The following is a 14730-nucleotide window of genomic DNA, read 5'->3' as shown; positions in this document are numbered from 1 at the left end:
GCCTGACGTGGGAGTTGCCGTGCGCGTGATCGCGTGCCTGGACGTGGACGAGGGGCGCGTGGTCAAGGGCGTTAACTTTGAGAACCTGCGCGACGCGGGCGACCCCGTGGAGCTGGCCAAGCGCTACGGCGCGGAGGGCGCTGACGAGCTGACCTTCCTCGACGTCTCGGCGTCCCGGCAGGGCCGGGGCACGATGCTGGACGTGGTGCGCCGCACCGCCGATCAGGTGTTTATCCCGCTCACGGTGGGAGGCGGGGTGCGCACCGCGGCCGATGTGCGTGAGCTGTTGCTGGCCGGCGCCGACAAGGTCAGCGTGAACACCGCGGCGATCGCCCGCCCTCAGCTCCTGCGCGAGCTGTCGGAGGAGTTCGGGGCGCAGTGCATTGTGCTGTCCATCGACGCCCGCCGCGTCCAGCCCGGTTCGCGGCCCCAGCCCTCCGGTTTTGAGGTGACCACACACGGCGGCACCCGCTCGGCGGGCATCGACGCCATCGAGTGGGCGCGCACCGGGGAGTCCCTGGGTGTGGGGGAGATTCTGCTGAACTCCATGGACGGCGACGGCACGAAGGCGGGCTTCGACATCGAGCTCATTGAGGCTGTCCGCGAGGCGGTGAGCGTGCCCGTGATCGCCTCGGGCGGCGCGGGGGCCGCCGAGCACTTCCCGCCGGCGGCGCGCGCTGGGGCGGACGCGGTCCTAGCGGCCTCTATCTTCCACTTCGGGGAGGTGCCGATCAGCGAGGTCAAAAACGCCCTGCGCGAGGCGGGGGAGGAAGTGCGATGACGATGCAGACACCGCCAACCGGAAGCGGCGCCGAGCGCGGGCACAATCAGGACCACCCCCAGGCCCCGGACAACCCCGCCGACTACGAGCTCGATCCGGCCATCGCGGCCCGGCTCAAGCGCAATAGCGCGGGCCTCGTCCCCGCGATCGTGCAGGAGGAGGGATCGGGCGACGTGCTCATGATGGCGTGGATGGATGATCACGCCTTGGCGTACACCTTGGCCACCCGCCGCGGCACCTACTACTCCCGCTCCCGCGACGAGTACTGGATCAAGGGCCTGACCAGTGGGAACACGCAGCAGGTCAGGGCCGTTCGCCTCGACTGCGACGGGGACACGCTCCTGGTCACGGTCCGCCAGGTCGGCGGGGCCTGCCACACGGGCGATCACTCCTGCTTCGACGCGGACGTCCTGCTCGAAGGGGGCGGCCATGCCTAACACGCGCGCCGATCGGGGCCCCTCGCGCGTCGGCGCGGCCCTCGTCGCTGCAGGCGGGCTCATCGTGGTCATCTTCACGCGCTTGAGTTGGATGACGGCCACCTACTTCGACGACCGGGCAGGCGGCGGCGAGGCCGAGATCAGCGGCGCCCTCTGGTCGACGGAGGCCTCCGCCGTGTCCGTGCTCCTTCTCGTCGCGGCGATCGCTGCGCTTGCTTTACGACGTCTCGGGCGGCGCCTCGTCGGAGTCGTCGCCGCCCTGGCCGCCGCAGCCGCGGCGGTTGCCCCCCTGCGCCTGCTGGTGCAGGGGCCGGATGAAGACCGCGCCCACACGATCCTCACTGCGGGCTACGAGGACCTGCAGTCCCGTTCGGACGCCATCCCGAGCTGGGCGGAGATCACGGGCCTGGACGTCAACGTCGTCAACCCGGCACTGATGCTGCTGGGCTGCGTGCTCGCGCTCGCCGGCGCGGTGCTGATCGTGCTTCGCCCGGGCACCGATTCGGCGAAGCTGAACAAGTACGAACGCGAAACGGTGCGCCGGGAGAAGATCGGGCGCGACCTGTCCGCCAGCCCCGATTCGGGACGGGTGATGTGGGACGCTTTGGAGGCGGACCTTGATCCCACGGATTACACGGACCCCGAGGAACGGCCCGGCACGCGCAGCTAGAAGCCCCCTCGATTTCGCCTCTGCCGCGGCGGCGGATACGCTGGGTGTAACCCATGTGTCCGGACCCCGCTGGGCACGCTCAGGTTTTCGCTGATGGGAGGGGTGCACATGCCGGCCACGGAGGCAGTTGACAGCGTTGTCGACGCTGTCCTTCGCGACGTCGCCCGCCGCGAGGCCAGCGTGTCCTTTCGCGACATCAAGGCGCGCTCCCGCGAGATGGAGCCCACCCGCGACGCGCGAGGGGCCCTGCTGCGCTCCGGGTGCGGGGTGATTGTGGAAATCAAGCGCACCTCCCCGGTACACGGGCCGACCGCGCCTTTCTCCGCGTCGGGGCAGTCGGTGGCGGACGTCGCCTCGGCTATCGAGGAGGGCGGGGCACACCTGATCGCCTGCCAGACGGAGCGGCTGCGCTTCGACGGCTCCCTCGCCGACATGGCCGCCGCCCGCGCGGCCGTGCGCCTGCCCGTGGTGTGCCGTGACGTGATCGTCGACCCGTACCAAATCCACGAGGCCCGCTGCTTCGGCGCGGACATGATCCCCCTGCAGGTCGGGATCCTGGACCAGCACCGCCTCGAGGCGCTCATCGACAGGGCGGAAAGCCTCGGCATGGAGGTCATGGCGGAGGTGCGCACCCCGGAGGACGCGGACCGGGCGCTGCGCGCGGGGGCGACCATCGTGGCGGTTAACTCGTGGACTTTTGACACCAACGCGCTGAACCGGCACGCCTTCGCCGATATCGCGCCCGGCCTGCCCACGGAGGTGCTCAAGATCAGCTTGGGCGGGGTGAGAAACGCCCGAGACCTTATCGACGCGGCGGCCTCGGGCGCCGACGCCGTCCTTGCCGCCGAGGCCGTGATGAGCCAGGAGGATATCTGCGCGGCGACGCGCCGCCTCGCCGCCGCCGGGCAGCACCCCGCGTGCCCCTCGCGGTCCTGATCCGCCCCCATTCGCGACCCCGCTCGCCGAGTGTCGCCGCGGTGAGGCAGACTATGGGGCGTGGAAACGACGATCTTGGCAAACATCCCCTCCCCGCCGCAAGGGGTCTGGTACATCGGTCCATTGCCGATCCGCGCGTACGCCCTGTGCATCATCGCCGGCATCATCGTGGCGCTGTGGATCACCCTGCGCCGCTACAAGGCCCGGGGCGGAAACCCGGACGTGGTCTGGGACGCGGTGATCGTCGTCATCCCGGCCGGTATCGTCGGCGGGCGCCTTTACCACGTGATCACGGACTGGGATAAGTACTTCGGGCCGGGCCGGGACCCGTGGCAGGCCTTCAACGTCACCGCCGGCGGGCTGGGTATCTGGGGCGCCGTCGCGCTGGGGACCCTCGCGGTGTGGCTGCTGTTTCGCTTTAAAAATCTCCCGCTGGGGCCTTTCCTCGATTCGGCCGCGCCCGGCGTCATCCTCGCGCAGGCCATCGGGCGGCTGGGCAACTGGTTCAACCAGGAGCTCTACGGCCGGCCCACGGACGTGCCCTGGGCGCTGGACATCTACTACCGCGTCGGACCGGACGGCTCCTACGCCCCGCTGACGGGGCGCTCCACCGGCGAGGTCATCGCCAGCGTACACCCCACCTTCCTCTACGAGATGGTGTGGAACATCCTGGTGTTCGCGTTGCTGCTCTGGGCGGACCGCCGCTTCCGCTTGGGCCACGGCAGGGTGTTCGCCCTTTACGTGGCGGGCTACGCCCTGGGGCGCTCGTTCGTGGAGCTCATGCGCGCGGACGAGGCGAACATGATCCTCGGCCTGCGCGTGAACACGTGGGTGAGCGCGATCCTTCTCATCGTCGCTCTGATCGTGTTCTTCCGCCTGCGCCGGGGCCGAGAGACCCCGCAGGAGGTGGACCCGAAGTACAACCGCGAGCGCGCCACCGCGGAGCCGGGTAGCTTGGGCGGCGGAACCGTATAACGCCGGAGCTCACTAGGGTGGGAGATCGTGGATAGAAGAACCAAAATCGTTTGTACTCTTGGGCCCGCGGTGGCCAGTGAAGAAGCAATCCTCGGGCTCGTGCGCGAGGGCATGGACGTCGCGCGGCTGAACTTCTCGCACGGTGACCACGCGGACCACGAGCAGAACTACCGCTGGGTGCGCGAGGCAACCGACTCAACCGGTCACGCGGTGGGTATCCTCGCCGACCTGCAGGGGCCGAAGATCCGCCTCGGCCGCTTCGAGGAGGGCTCCACGTACTGGGAAACCGGTGAGCAGGTGCGCATCACCGTCGACGACGTCCAGGGCACCCACGATCGAGTCTCCACCACCTACAAGCAGCTCGCGCAGGACGCCAAGCCTGGCGATCGCCTGCTTGTCGACGACGGCAAGGTCGCCCTCCGCGTCACCGCCGTCGAGGGAAACGACGTGGTGGCCGTGGTCACCGAGGGCGGCCCCGTGTCCAACAACAAGGGCGTTTCCCTGCCCGGGATGAACATCTCCGTGCCCGCCCTGTCCGAGAAGGACAAGGAGGATCTGCGTTTCGCGCTGCGTTTGGGCGTTGACCTGATCGCTCTGTCGTTCGTGCGCTCGCCCTCCGATATCGACCTCGTCCACGAGATCATGGACGAGGTGGGCCGCCGCGTGCCCGTCATCGCGAAGCTGGAGAAGCCCGAGGCGGTCGAGGCGCTCGAATCCATCGTCCTCGCCTTTGACGCCGTCATGGTCGCGCGCGGCGACCTGGGCGTGGAGATCCCGCTGGAACAGGTCCCGCTGGTGCAAAAGCGCGTGATCCAGATCGCTCGCGAGAACGCCAAGCCGGTCATCGTGGCAACGCAGATGCTCGATTCGATGATTGAGAACTCCCGCCCCACCCGCGCCGAGGCCTCCGACGTGGCCAACGCGGTACTCGACGGCGCGGACGCCGTCATGCTCTCGGGCGAGACCTCGGTGGGCGTGGACCCACACAACGTGGTGCGCACCATGGCCCGCATCGTGCGGGTCGCGGAGTCGACGGGTTTCGTTCCGCCTCTCAACCACATCCCGCGCACCAAGCGGGGAGTGATCTCCTACTCCGCCAACGACATCGCCACCCGCCTCAACGCCCGCGCCATCGTCACCTTCACCACCTCAGGCGATACAGCGCGCCGTGTGGCGCGCCTGCACCCGGAGCTGCCGCTTCTGGTGTTCACCCCGGTGCAGCAGGTGCGCTCCCAGCTCGCTCTGACGTGGGGGGCGGAGACCTTCCTCTGCCCGCCCGTCAACGGTACCGACGAGATGGTCAAGGTCGTCGACGACATCCTGCTGTCCATGGAACAGTACGACGAGGGCGACGCGATGGTCATCGTGGCGGGCACCCCGCCCGGGGTGGCGGGCACGACGAACACGATTCACGTGCACCAACTGGGCGACAACACGGCTAACCCGCGCTTCTAAAACCCGCCCACCACCACGCCGCCCACTCTGCGGCGCCGGGCTGGGCGGGCACGGCACGGTTGGTGCCGTCGCCCACGATCGACGTGACGGGGCTGACGCCGTGCAGGGAGTTGAGAAACCACAGCGGCATGCCGGGGTGCAGGCGCCCCTCGCGCACGCTGATTCCTCTCTCGCGGGCGCGGCCGACCACCTGCGCCTGCGTGACCGAGGGAAGCCGCACCCCGCGCGGCACGACGAGGGTAGATCCTTCCCAGCCGACGAGGGCGCCGGTGGTTGTCTCTGCGAAGTCGCCGAGGATGACGTCGTCCGCGCCGGGCGGGGTGTGCCGGGCGCGGAAAGCAGATAAACGGGCCAGGTCGGGGCCCTTGATAAGCGGTGCGGTCCGCGGGTCCGGCGCCGCGGAGAGGGCGAGCACTGTCGTCGCCCGCGCGGGCGGGGCGGGGCGGATGTCCAAGCGGAGCTGGCCCCCGGCGAGAGCGACGCGGGGGAAGAACTCCCCCGGCGTGTCGAGGGCGCGCGCGGTGCTCGCCCAGAAGCCGGGCGGCAGCGGCCCGGCGCAGCGCTCGAAGCGGCGCGCGTGGGCGGAAAAGCCGTGGGCGCGCCCGTCGACATGGCGCCAGGAGTCCGCGCAGGCCACCTCGCCCGCCGCGGGCTCGGCGGGGTGCCACCCGTCGCGCCAGAGGTAGTGGCTCACGAAAGCCCCTTGACGACGGCGCGGGCCTTGAGCAGCATCTCCTCGTGCTCGGCGTGCGCGTCGGAGGCCCAGACGATCGCCCCGCCGGCGCCGACGCGCACGGTGTTGTTGGCGGCGACGGCCGTGCGGATGACCACGCTTAAGTCGGCCGAGCCGTCGAAACCGAGGTAGCCGATAGCGCCCGAGTACACCCCGCGCGCCCCCGCTTCGAGTTCGTTGATGATGGCGCAGGTACGCTCCTTCGGCGCGCCGGTCATCGAGCCCGGCGGAAACGCCGCGCGCACCAGGTCCACCAGCGTCGCCCCAGAACGCAGCCGGCCGCGGACGGTGGAGACGAGCTGGTGCACGGTGGCGTACGTCTCCACGGCCATGAGTGCGGGAACGGCGACAGTGCCGGGGGCGCAGACGCGGGAGAGGTCGTTGCGCAGCAGGTCGACGATCATGAGGTTCTCGGCGCGGGTTTTGGCGTCGTCAAGCAGTGCTTGCGGTGGCTGCTCGCGGGGGATGGTGCCCTTGATTGGTTTGGCCTCCACGGTGGCGCCGCGGACCCAAAGGAAGCGCTCGGGCGAGCTCGAGAGGACCTCTATGCCGCCGAGGGCGAGGTAGGCGGCGTACGGCGCGGGGTTTGCGCGCCGCAGCCGCGAGTAGAGGTCGAGCCCGGTGCCGGTGGCGGCGGCCTCGTAGGTGTCGGTGAGACACACCTCGTAGGAGTCGCCGCGCGCCAGGGCCTCCTTGATGGCCGAGATGCGGCTCAGGTACTCCTCGCTGGTCAGCCGCCACGAGCCCGGGCCGAGGTGCGCGGGTGCGGGCTCGTCGGGCTGGGTGCGAAGAGACGCCCGGAGCGTATCGACGAGCCGCGTGGCCTCCTGCCCCGGGGCACCGCGGTAGAGCGCCATGATGTGCGCGCGGCGGGCCTGGTGGTCGTAGACGAGGAAGGAATGCGGGCGGACGAAGCAGGCGTCGGGGTAGCCGGTGGAGTGCCTGGGGGTGAAGCCGGGCAGCGTGAGCGCGGCGCACTCGTAGCCGAGGTAGCCGACCCAGCCGCCGGTGAACGGCAGATCGGGGGCGGAGCCGGTGTCGATTCCCTCCGCGAGCTCGGCGTCCAGCTCCGCCAGAACGTCCCCGCCGGAGGCGAGGTCGAAGGTGATACTGCGGCTCAGCGATCCCGCCGTCGTGCCCATGATGGTGTGGCCGGCACCGGTGGCGGAGTCGAGCCAAAACGCCTCGGCGCCCTCGCCGGCCCGACGGTTCAGCGCGCGGAAGGTGGCCTCGGTGTCCAGGTCGACATCTACGGCCTCGTGCACCAGGCCCCACGTCGGCGTGCGAAGCCTCAAAAAGTTGCGCATGAGCTGCTCGCCGTGCTCGGTGAGCACGGACTCCGGGTGGAACTGCACGCCCCAGTGGGGCCGCCCCACGACCTCGAGGGCCTGCACCACACCGTCCTCGCTGCGGGCGTGCACACGCACCCCCGGGTGCTCCGCGACGTGCAGCGAGTGGTAGCGCACCACCTGCATGCCCTGCGGCAGCCCCGCGAAGATGCCCTCGCCCGAGTGGCTCAGCGTGCTCACGTGGCCGTGGTGCGGCTCGGTCCGGGCGATCTCGGCGCCCGCCAGGTACGCCAGGCCCTGGTGGCCGAGGCACACACCGAGCAGCGGGACGTCACCGGCGGCCTCGATGACGGCGCGCGAGCCGCCGAAGTCGGCCTCCTCGCTCGGCGTGCCCGGGCCGGGCGAGATGACGATATGGCTGTAGGCCCCGGCGCGCACGCGCTGACAGATGTCGAGGCGCGCGACGTCGTCGGCGCGCACGACCTCGGGCTCTTTACCCGCCGCGGCGGCGATGAGGTGGGCGAGGTTGAGGGTATAGGAGTCCCGGTTGTCGACGAGCAGGATCATGGGCGCCGCCCGGGGGCAGGTGAAGCGGAGTTGGACAATGACACTAGGCGCGCTCGATGGGGGTCGGTTCGATCTTCCACACCTCGGTGGCGTAGTCGCGGATCGTGCGGTCGGAGGAGAAGCGGCCGGATTCGCAGATGTTGATCCAGCACATGCGCGCCCAGTGCAGCGGGTCGGCGTAGTATTCCCGGGCCATGCGGTCGCGGGTCTCGCGGTAGGAGGCGAAGTCGCCCAGCACGTAGTAGACGTCGGGGGTTTCCCAGCCGTGGCCGTCGAGAAGCGAGCCGCGGATGTCGTGGAAGGCGCCGGTCCCGGCGTCGTCAAGCGTGCCGTCGGTGAGCGCGTCGAGCGCGCGCTTGAGCCCCGGGGTCTGCTCGTAGCAGGCCTGCGGGTTGTAGGTGCTTAGCCTCTCACCGAGCTCGTCGACGGTGGCGCCGAAGATGTAGGCGTTGTCCTCGCCGACGGAGTCGACGATCTCGACGTTGGCGCCGTCCATGGTGCCGAGGGTGAGCGCGCCGTTCATCATGAACTTCATGTTGGAGGTGCCGGAGGCCTCCTTGCCCGCGGTGGAGATCTGCTCGGAGATGTCGGTGGCGGGGATGATGTGCTCGGCGGGGGAGACGTTGTAGTTCTCCACGAAGACGACCTGGAGGTACTGCGAGGCCTCCGGGTCGTTGTTGACGAGCTCGCCGATGGCGTTGATGAGCTTGATGATGCCCTTGGCGCGGGCGTAGCCGGGGGCCGCCTTCGCGCCGAAGATGAAGGTGCGCTTGGGCACGTCGCGCTCGCCGTCCCGCGTGATGCGGAAGTAGAGGTCGAGGATGTAGAGCGCGTTCATGAGCTGGCGCTTGTACTCGTGGAGGCGCTTGATCTGGGTGTCAAAGACGGAGTCGGGGTCCACCGTCTCTCCCTGGTGATCGGCGAGCCAGTTGGAAAAGGCCTTCTTGTTGGCCACCTTGATCTCGCGCAGCTCGCGCATGACGCCGTCGTCATCGGCGAAGTGGCGCAGCTCGCGCAGCCGGTCGAGGTCGGTGACCCAAGCGTCGGAGCCGGCGAGGCGGTCCAACAGCGCGGACAGCCGCGGGTTGCACATGCGCAGCCAGCGGCGCGGGGTGACCCCGTTGGTTTTGTTGTTGAACTTCTCCGGGTACAGCCCGTGCCAAAAGCCCAGGGTGTCGCGCTTGATGATGTCGGTGTGCAGCGCCGCAACGCCGTTGATGGAGTAGGAGGCGTAGGCCGCGATCCACGCCATGTGCACCTTGCCGTCGTGGACGGGGGAGTGGCGGTGCGCGGTGTCGGGGTCGACCCCGCGCTCTTCCATGTCCAGGCGGTAGCGGCGGTCAATCTCCACGACGATCTCCCAGACCCGCCAGAACAGCTGCTTGAAGATGGCGGTGTCCCACGTCTCCAGAGCCTCCTGCAGCACCGTGTGGTTGGTGTAGGCGAAGGTGCGGGTGGTCACCTCCCACGCCTTCTCCCAGCCGAGGCCGTGCTCGTCCATGAGCAGGCGCATCAGCTCGGGGATGGCGAGGACGGGGTGGGTGTCGTTGAGCTGGACCGAGTTGAAGGAGTGGAAGTCGCGCACGTTGTCGCCGTGGTGCTCGACGTAGGTGTCCAGCATCTCCTGCAGCGAGGCGGAGACGAAGAAGTACTGCTGGCGCACGCGCAGCACCTTGCCGGCGAAGGAGGAGTCGTTGGGGTAGAGCACACGGGTCAGGTCGTGCACCGCCTCCCGCTCGAGGATGGCGTCGGTGAAGCGCTGGTGGTTGAACGCGTCGTAGTCGAACTCGTGGACCGGCTTGGCGTCCCACAGGCGCAGGGTGCCCACGTTGCGGGTGCCGTAGCCGGTGATTGGCATGTCGTAGGGCACGGCGCGCACGTTCATGTCGTCGAAACGCACGATGCGCTGCTGAGTGCCGCGGCGCACGATGAAGGGGTAGAACGTCTCCTTCCAGGCGTCGGGCTGCTCCTTCTGGAAGCCGTCGACGAACTCCTGGCGGAACAGCCCGTAGCGGTAGAGCAGGCCGTAGCCGGTGACGGGGTAGTCCTGTGTCACCGCGGAATCGAGGAAGCAGGCGGCGAGGCGGCCCAGGCCGCCGTTGCCCAAAGCGGCGTCGTGCTCGGCCTCCAAAACGTCCGCCAGCTCGCGGCCGTATTCGGCGGTGACGCGCTTCGCGTCCTCGACGAGGCCGAGGTTCGTCAGGTTGTTCAGCAGGGCGCGGCCCTGCAGAAACTCGGCCGAGAAGTACGCCTGGCGGCGGGTGGCCGCGTAGGCGGCCCGGGTCGCGTCCCAGTCGTCGGCGAGCTGCTCCATCACCGCGGCGGACAGGCCCGTCCAGAACTTTTTCACGGTGGAATTGGCCGGGGTGGCGCCGGAGAAGCTGCGGATGTGGCCGCCGATGGTCGAGTCAAAAGCCGGCGGGTTAGCTGGTGTGTTCATGATCTACCTCGTGTGTCGCCGTGTGTGCTGTCGTCTTGAGGGTCGTGGAGGTCTCGGGGGCTGTCGAACGGTTCCCGAGCCTACCCGGCTAGATACGTCAGCACCGCCGTGGCCGCCGCCTTGTTGGCCGCGGCGATCGTCGGCTCGTACTCCGGCAGGAAGGTCGCCATGTGGTTGACGGGGACGTCCTCGTTGATCCGGTCGGCGCGCACGGCCGCGTCCCACTGCTCCTGCGGCGTGCAGCCGACGAGCCAGAAGAAGTACGGCGCGCCGAAGGCGGTGGGGATGGTGGGGAAGTCCTCCGAGACGGTCTTGCGCGGCGCCCGCACCGAGTCGGGCCCGAAGACCGCGTCGAAGTTGGGGCGGACCTTGTTGTACACCACGGCGTCGTTGCTCAGAAGCTCCCCGTGGGCGAAGTACTCGATGGTCGGGGCGTCGGTGATGCCGGAGGCGAGGACCTCAGCGTGGACGACGCGTTCGATCGAGGCGTAGACCTTGGCCTTCGTTTTGTCGCTGTAGAAGCGGCAGTTGAGGGTGAGCTCCGCCTCGGCGGGGATGATGTTGTTCGCCGATCCGGCGCGCATGCTGGCGACGGTGACCACCGCGAAGTCGCCGGGGTCGACCTCCCGGCCAACGATGCCCTGCATCCGGGTGATGATCATGGCGGCGGTGAACGTCGGGTCGACCGCGGCGTGCGGCATGGAGCCGTGGGCGCTGCGCCCCGGGATTCTGACCCGGATGGAGTCGCAGGCGGCGAACTGGGGCCCCTCCTTGCTCATCACCTGCGCGGCGCGGCCGGGCATGACGTGCATGCCGAAGCACACGTCGGGCCGGGGGACGCGGCTTGTCAGCCCATCTTCCACCATGGCGTCCGCGCCGGCGGCGATCTCCTCGCCCGGCTGGAACAGGGCGATGAACGTGCCGGACCAGTGCTCGCGGGTGTGGTCCATGAAGTCGCACAGGCCGAGCAGCGCCGTGGTGTGCACGTCGTGGCCGCAGGCGTGCATGGTGCCCACGGGCTTGCCGTCGGCGCCCGGCACGACCTTGTGGGAGGCGTAGGACACGCCCGTCGCTTCGGTGACGGGCAGCCCGTCGAAGTCGGCGCGGTAGAGCACCGTGGGGCCCTCGCCGTTTTTGAAGACCGCGACGATGCCGTACTGGCCGATCGGCGCGATGACCTCGCAGTCGAAGCGGCCGAGCTCGGTGAGGATGCGCCGGTGGGTCTCCTCCTCCTGCATCGACAGCTCGGGGTTGGAGTGCAGGATCTCGTAGAGGCGGCGCTGCCAGACGGCGTCGATGTCGTAGGCGGCGAAGATCTCGGCGAAGGGCACCGCGGCGCCCGGGTCTGTGCTCATGGGGTGTGTCTTACTCCTTGGGGGTCGTCTGGGTGAAGTGCGCACGGTCGGTGACGTGCGGATCCGCCTCCCAACTTACCGAGGGGTTGTAGCGCAGGCAGTTGCGCACCGGCGTGCACTCCTCGGCGACGCGGATGGAGGCGTCGATACGCCCCTGCTCGCGCAGCTCGAAAAGGCGCCGGGTGATCCTGTCCCGGATGTCGTGCGGGGAGATGGTGTTGACGTAAATCTTCGTGCCTCCCTCGAAGCCGGCCAGGGTGGACACCCGCCACTTCAGGTTCACGCGCAGCGGCATGGCGATGTCGAGGTCGATCGGCTTGTGGTGCCACTCCTCGTTGCAGGGGACGAGGGGGCCGGTCGCGGCGTGCGCGGCGTGGAGCAGGTCGGAGAAGCTACGGGCCTCCGGCGCGCTGAGCAGCCACGGCTCCACCGCCGCGGACTTCGAGTAGACCACCATCGTGGGGTAACGGTGCCCCACGCCGGCGGTGAGGATCGCGTGTTCGTTCTCGGCGATGACCAGGTTGTTGTAGAAGGCGTAGTTGACCGCCAGCTCGTTGTACATGTTGGGGTTGTGCCGCAGCTGGGCGATCTGCCTTTCGTTGCTCGCCCCGCGCTCGTCGATGGCCACGAGCTGCTTGTGCAGGTGGTCGAAGGACGCCCCGGCGGGGGCGAGCCAGTTCTGGAACACGGCGACGTAGGGCGCGTAGCGGTTCGTGTCGTAGAGGTCGCGCATGGCGTCGATGGTCAGCGAGATGAAGCCGAAGTGCTCCTCAGGCGTGAGGGTGCCCGAGGAGGCGAGCTGCGAGTCGTCCGTGGCGCCGTCGACGAAGTGGCGCCGCGCGATGATGACGTCGTGGCCGCCGCCGAAGTAGGAGGGCGCGAGATCGAGCAGCTCGCCCTCCGAGGCGCCCTCGGCCGCCGAACCCAGGCGGCGGCGGGCGATGTCGAGCAGGTGCGAACGCCCGGCCGGGCTGGCCAGGTACGTCTCCATCCATTCGCGCTGCGAGCCGGGCATCTCGTAGCCGTAATTCTTCTTCCAGTAGTCATAGGAGACGATCTCGAAGAGGTTGGGCACGCGGCGAAACTCCGCCTGCTCCTCGCCCAGCTGCGCGGGCAGCAGGTGGTGGCGAAGCACCCATTCTTCCCCCGCCCGCACGAGGCGCGCTTTCTCCGGGGGCGTGCTCAGGTGGTTGTCGGAGCAGAAGGCGCAGGAGTTGGTGAAGTCCTCCGCGCTCAGGGGAGAGGCGTTTTTCACCGGGGTGGACAGCGGGCGGTCGCCGCGCCCGGGTACCGTCCACACCTCGGTCCCCGAAAAGGGGTTCATCTGCTTGACGGTGCCGTCGGCCATGGTCACCAGAGGCGCGGCGTGTCCGTGGGGGAAGAAGGTCATGTCCCCCGAGGATATTGTTTAGCCTTGGCCCATGCGTATTAGCCAGCCTGTTAGCCAACCGGTTATCCAGTTCGATGTCCTCGTCCCCGACTCAGCCGCGCCCCAGGTGGCGGCATCCTTCCAGAGCGCCCTCGACGTCCTCGTGCGCCGCGGGATGCTCACTTCGGGCGAGGTCGAGCACGCGCAGCCGCCGCTTCTCGACGCCTCCACGACCGCCCAGCTCCACGAGGTCTACCGCGCGGATCGCGGCGGCGACCCGGAGGCCGAGGGCGCGCGCGTGCACCGCTTCCTCATCACTGCGGGCGGGGTGGACAGCTACAACAAGCTGGCGATGGGCCTGTCGCGGGTACTCACCCCGAAGGCCGTGCTGCCGAAGGACCCGGCGGCGCTCATGCAGCAGGAGCGCTTCGAGGTGGCCTCGATCTACCCCTGGATGGTGGAGGTGCGCAGGTAGCGCACGGCGATCTCGGCGCCCGCGCGGCGCAGCTGCTCGCGGGTGTCGGCCAGGTCCTCGAGCTCTACACCGATGACTCCCTCGGGCAGGTCGTGGCCGATGGTCCCGGCGGCGACGGCGGCGGTTGTTCCCGCCTCCCCGGCCAGGCGCAACACGGTGGACACGACCTTGCCCTCGGGGCTTTGCTCGTCGTAACGGCCCTCGCCGGTGACCACCAGCGAGGCGCGGGCGAGTAGCTCCGCCACCCCGTGCATCTCGGCCACCAGGCGCGCGCCCGGCACCACCCGGACGTGCTCGTCGGTGCCGTGGAGCAGGCGCGACAGCCACGTGATGCCCACGGCGACCGCGCCCGCGGCGCCGTGGCCCGGGGTTGCCGGGTCGACCCCCGTGACCTCGCAGAGGTGGGCGAGGCCCTGGTCGAGCGCCTCCACGTCGTCCGGGCCGGCGCCCTTCTGGGGGCCGAAGACCCGGGCCGCGCCGCGGGGCCCGGTGGCGGGGACGAGGGCGTCGGCAAGCAAAAGCCAGTCAACGGAGCCCGCGGGGATGTTGAGGGTTGCCGTGTCGAAGTCGGCCAGCCGCTTCAGGTCGCCCCCACCGGGGGCGAGGTTGTAGCCCGCGGCGTCGAGGGGCTGCGCGCCGAGCGCGACGAGGATGCCCGTACCGCCGTCGACGGTGGCTGAGCCGCCGAGGCCGAGGACGATGCGCGTGGCGCCGCGCGTCTGCGCGTCGGCGACGAGCACCCCGGTGCCGTAGGTGTCCCCGGTCAGCGGCACGGGGTTGTCCGCGACGGCGGGCAGCCCGGAGGCGGCGGAGATGTCGATGTACGCGGTGGAGCGCGAGGCGTCGAAGGTGTAGCTGGCCTCGGTGAGCCGGCCCGCCGCGTCGGTGGTGGGCAGAGTGATCCGCTCGCCGGAAAAGAGCTCGGAGGTGCCCTCGCCGCCGTCGGCCATGGGCACGAGTGTGATCTCGGCGTCCTTGATGATGCTGCGGATACCTTCGCCGAGCCACTGCGCGGCCTCGTCGGCGCTCGCGGTGCCCTTGAAGGCGTCGGGCGCGATGAGGATGGTGGGGGAGGGATCCGGTTCGTTCGTGATCTGCGTCATAAAAACTTCCGTGTTGTGGGGAGAAACTCAAGCTAGGCTGCATTTTAGCGGGGTGGCGCCTGCGCCCCGTCCGGCGGGCGGGGACAAATATTTCGTGATACCTGTTGCGCGCTCGGTGTGCAGGCGTATTGTTAAGGACGTTGTA

The 14730-nt window shown here is 69.4% G+C and carries 13 protein-coding genes; 7 read left to right on the top strand and 6 right to left on the bottom strand.

Going from position 1 to position 14730, the window contains the following annotated elements; all coding sequences use genetic code 11:
• Positions 1-7: 7 nt before the first annotated feature.
• From hisF to pyk, 6 genes are all read left to right on the top strand, one after another.
• Entirely contained in the window at positions 8-781 is a 774-nt protein-coding gene (hisF, locus tag CAURIS_RS07315; protein WP_290343350.1) for an imidazole glycerol phosphate synthase subunit HisF, read from the top strand.
• Between the two features lie 2 nt (positions 782-783).
• Positions 784-1218: a phosphoribosyl-AMP cyclohydrolase gene (gene hisI, locus CAURIS_RS07310; protein ID WP_435384043.1), complete on the top strand. Its 435-nt coding sequence runs from the start codon at positions 784-786 to the stop codon at positions 1216-1218.
• Complete coding sequence (locus tag CAURIS_RS07305; protein WP_290341383.1) at positions 1211-1888, top strand: TIGR02234 family membrane protein; 678 nt, start codon at positions 1211-1213, stop codon at positions 1886-1888. The genes hisI and CAURIS_RS07305 overlap by 8 nt, the downstream gene beginning before the upstream one ends.
• 108 nt (positions 1889-1996) lie before the next feature.
• Entirely contained in the window at positions 1997-2824 is an 828-nt protein-coding gene (locus CAURIS_RS07300; protein ID WP_290341382.1) for an indole-3-glycerol phosphate synthase TrpC, read from the top strand.
• A gap of 60 nt (positions 2825-2884) precedes the next feature.
• A complete protein-coding gene (gene lgt, locus CAURIS_RS07295; protein ID WP_290341379.1) occupies positions 2885-3799 on the top strand; it encodes a prolipoprotein diacylglyceryl transferase in 915 nt (304 codons plus the stop codon).
• Positions 3800-3826: 27 nt separating this feature from the next.
• On the top strand, positions 3827-5254 hold the full coding sequence (gene pyk / locus CAURIS_RS07290) for a pyruvate kinase (RefSeq protein WP_290341377.1): 1428 nt from the start codon (positions 3827-3829) through the stop codon (positions 5252-5254).
• On the opposite strand, the gene CAURIS_RS07285 is transcribed toward pyk, so the two are convergent.
• The 5 genes from CAURIS_RS07285 to CAURIS_RS07265 form a co-directional block, all read right to left on the bottom strand.
• The gene (locus CAURIS_RS07285) at positions 5238-5948 is read right to left on the bottom strand and encodes an aminotransferase class IV (protein WP_290341375.1); all 711 of its coding nucleotides are present in this window, start codon (positions 5946-5948) and stop codon (positions 5238-5240) included. The two genes, pyk and CAURIS_RS07285, sit on opposite strands and share 17 nt — an antisense overlap.
• On the bottom strand, positions 5945-7843 hold the full coding sequence (gene pabB / locus CAURIS_RS07280; RefSeq protein WP_290341373.1) for an aminodeoxychorismate synthase component I: 1899 nt from the start codon (positions 7841-7843) through the stop codon (positions 5945-5947). The genes CAURIS_RS07285 and pabB overlap by 4 nt, the downstream gene beginning before the upstream one ends.
• A gap of 43 nt (positions 7844-7886) precedes the next feature.
• Positions 7887-10283, bottom strand: coding sequence for a glycogen/starch/alpha-glucan phosphorylase (locus CAURIS_RS07275; RefSeq protein WP_290341370.1), 2397 nt, complete (start codon positions 10281-10283; stop codon positions 7887-7889).
• Positions 10284-10363: 80 nt separating this feature from the next.
• Entirely contained in the window at positions 10364-11638 is a 1275-nt protein-coding gene (locus CAURIS_RS07270; RefSeq protein ID WP_290341367.1) for an amidohydrolase, read from the bottom strand.
• A gap of 10 nt (positions 11639-11648) precedes the next feature.
• Entirely contained in the window at positions 11649-13028 is a 1380-nt protein-coding gene (locus CAURIS_RS07265; RefSeq protein ID WP_290341366.1) for a DUF4921 family protein, read from the bottom strand.
• 31 nt (positions 13029-13059) lie between these two features.
• On the opposite strand from CAURIS_RS07265, the gene CAURIS_RS07260 reads away from it, so the two are divergent.
• Positions 13060-13482, top strand: coding sequence for a hypothetical protein (locus CAURIS_RS07260; protein WP_290341364.1), 423 nt, complete (start codon positions 13060-13062; stop codon positions 13480-13482).
• On the opposite strand, the gene CAURIS_RS07255 is transcribed toward CAURIS_RS07260, so the two are convergent.
• Positions 13452-14585 carry a glycerate kinase gene (locus CAURIS_RS07255; protein WP_290341362.1) on the bottom strand — a complete coding sequence of 378 codons (1134 nt, stop codon included), beginning with the start codon at positions 14583-14585 and terminating at the stop codon, positions 13452-13454. The two genes, CAURIS_RS07260 and CAURIS_RS07255, sit on opposite strands and share 31 nt — an antisense overlap.
• Positions 14586-14730 lie beyond the last annotated feature (145 nt).

The organism is Corynebacterium auris (genome assembly GCF_030408575.1).
In the GTDB taxonomy this organism is placed as follows: domain Bacteria; phylum Actinomycetota; class Actinomycetes; order Mycobacteriales; family Mycobacteriaceae; genus Corynebacterium; species Corynebacterium auris.
This window is presented reverse-complemented; position numbering and strand designations above follow the sequence as displayed.

Coding starts and splice junctions, on each gene's coding strand:
- hisI (WP_435384043.1), top strand. CDS start 784: ATGCAGACACCGCCAACCGGAAGCGGCGCCGAGCGCGGGCACAATCAG.
- CAURIS_RS07305 (WP_290341383.1), top strand. CDS start 1,211: ATGCCTAACACGCGCGCCGATCGGGGCCCCTCGCGCGTCGGCGCGGCC.
- CAURIS_RS07300 (WP_290341382.1), top strand. CDS start 1,997: ATGCCGGCCACGGAGGCAGTTGACAGCGTTGTCGACGCTGTCCTTCGC.
- pabB (WP_290341373.1), bottom strand. CDS start 7,843: ATGATCCTGCTCGTCGACAACCGGGACTCCTATACCCTCAACCTCGCC.
- CAURIS_RS07275 (WP_290341370.1), bottom strand. CDS start 10,283: ATGAACACACCAGCTAACCCGCCGGCTTTTGACTCGACCATCGGCGGC.
- CAURIS_RS07270 (WP_290341367.1), bottom strand. CDS start 11,638: ATGAGCACAGACCCGGGCGCCGCGGTGCCCTTCGCCGAGATCTTCGCC.
- CAURIS_RS07265 (WP_290341366.1), bottom strand. CDS start 13,028: ATGACCTTCTTCCCCCACGGACACGCCGCGCCTCTGGTGACCATGGCC.
- CAURIS_RS07260 (WP_290341364.1), top strand. CDS start 13,060: ATGCGTATTAGCCAGCCTGTTAGCCAACCGGTTATCCAGTTCGATGTC.
- CAURIS_RS07255 (WP_290341362.1), bottom strand. CDS start 14,585: ATGACGCAGATCACGAACGAACCGGATCCCTCCCCCACCATCCTCATC.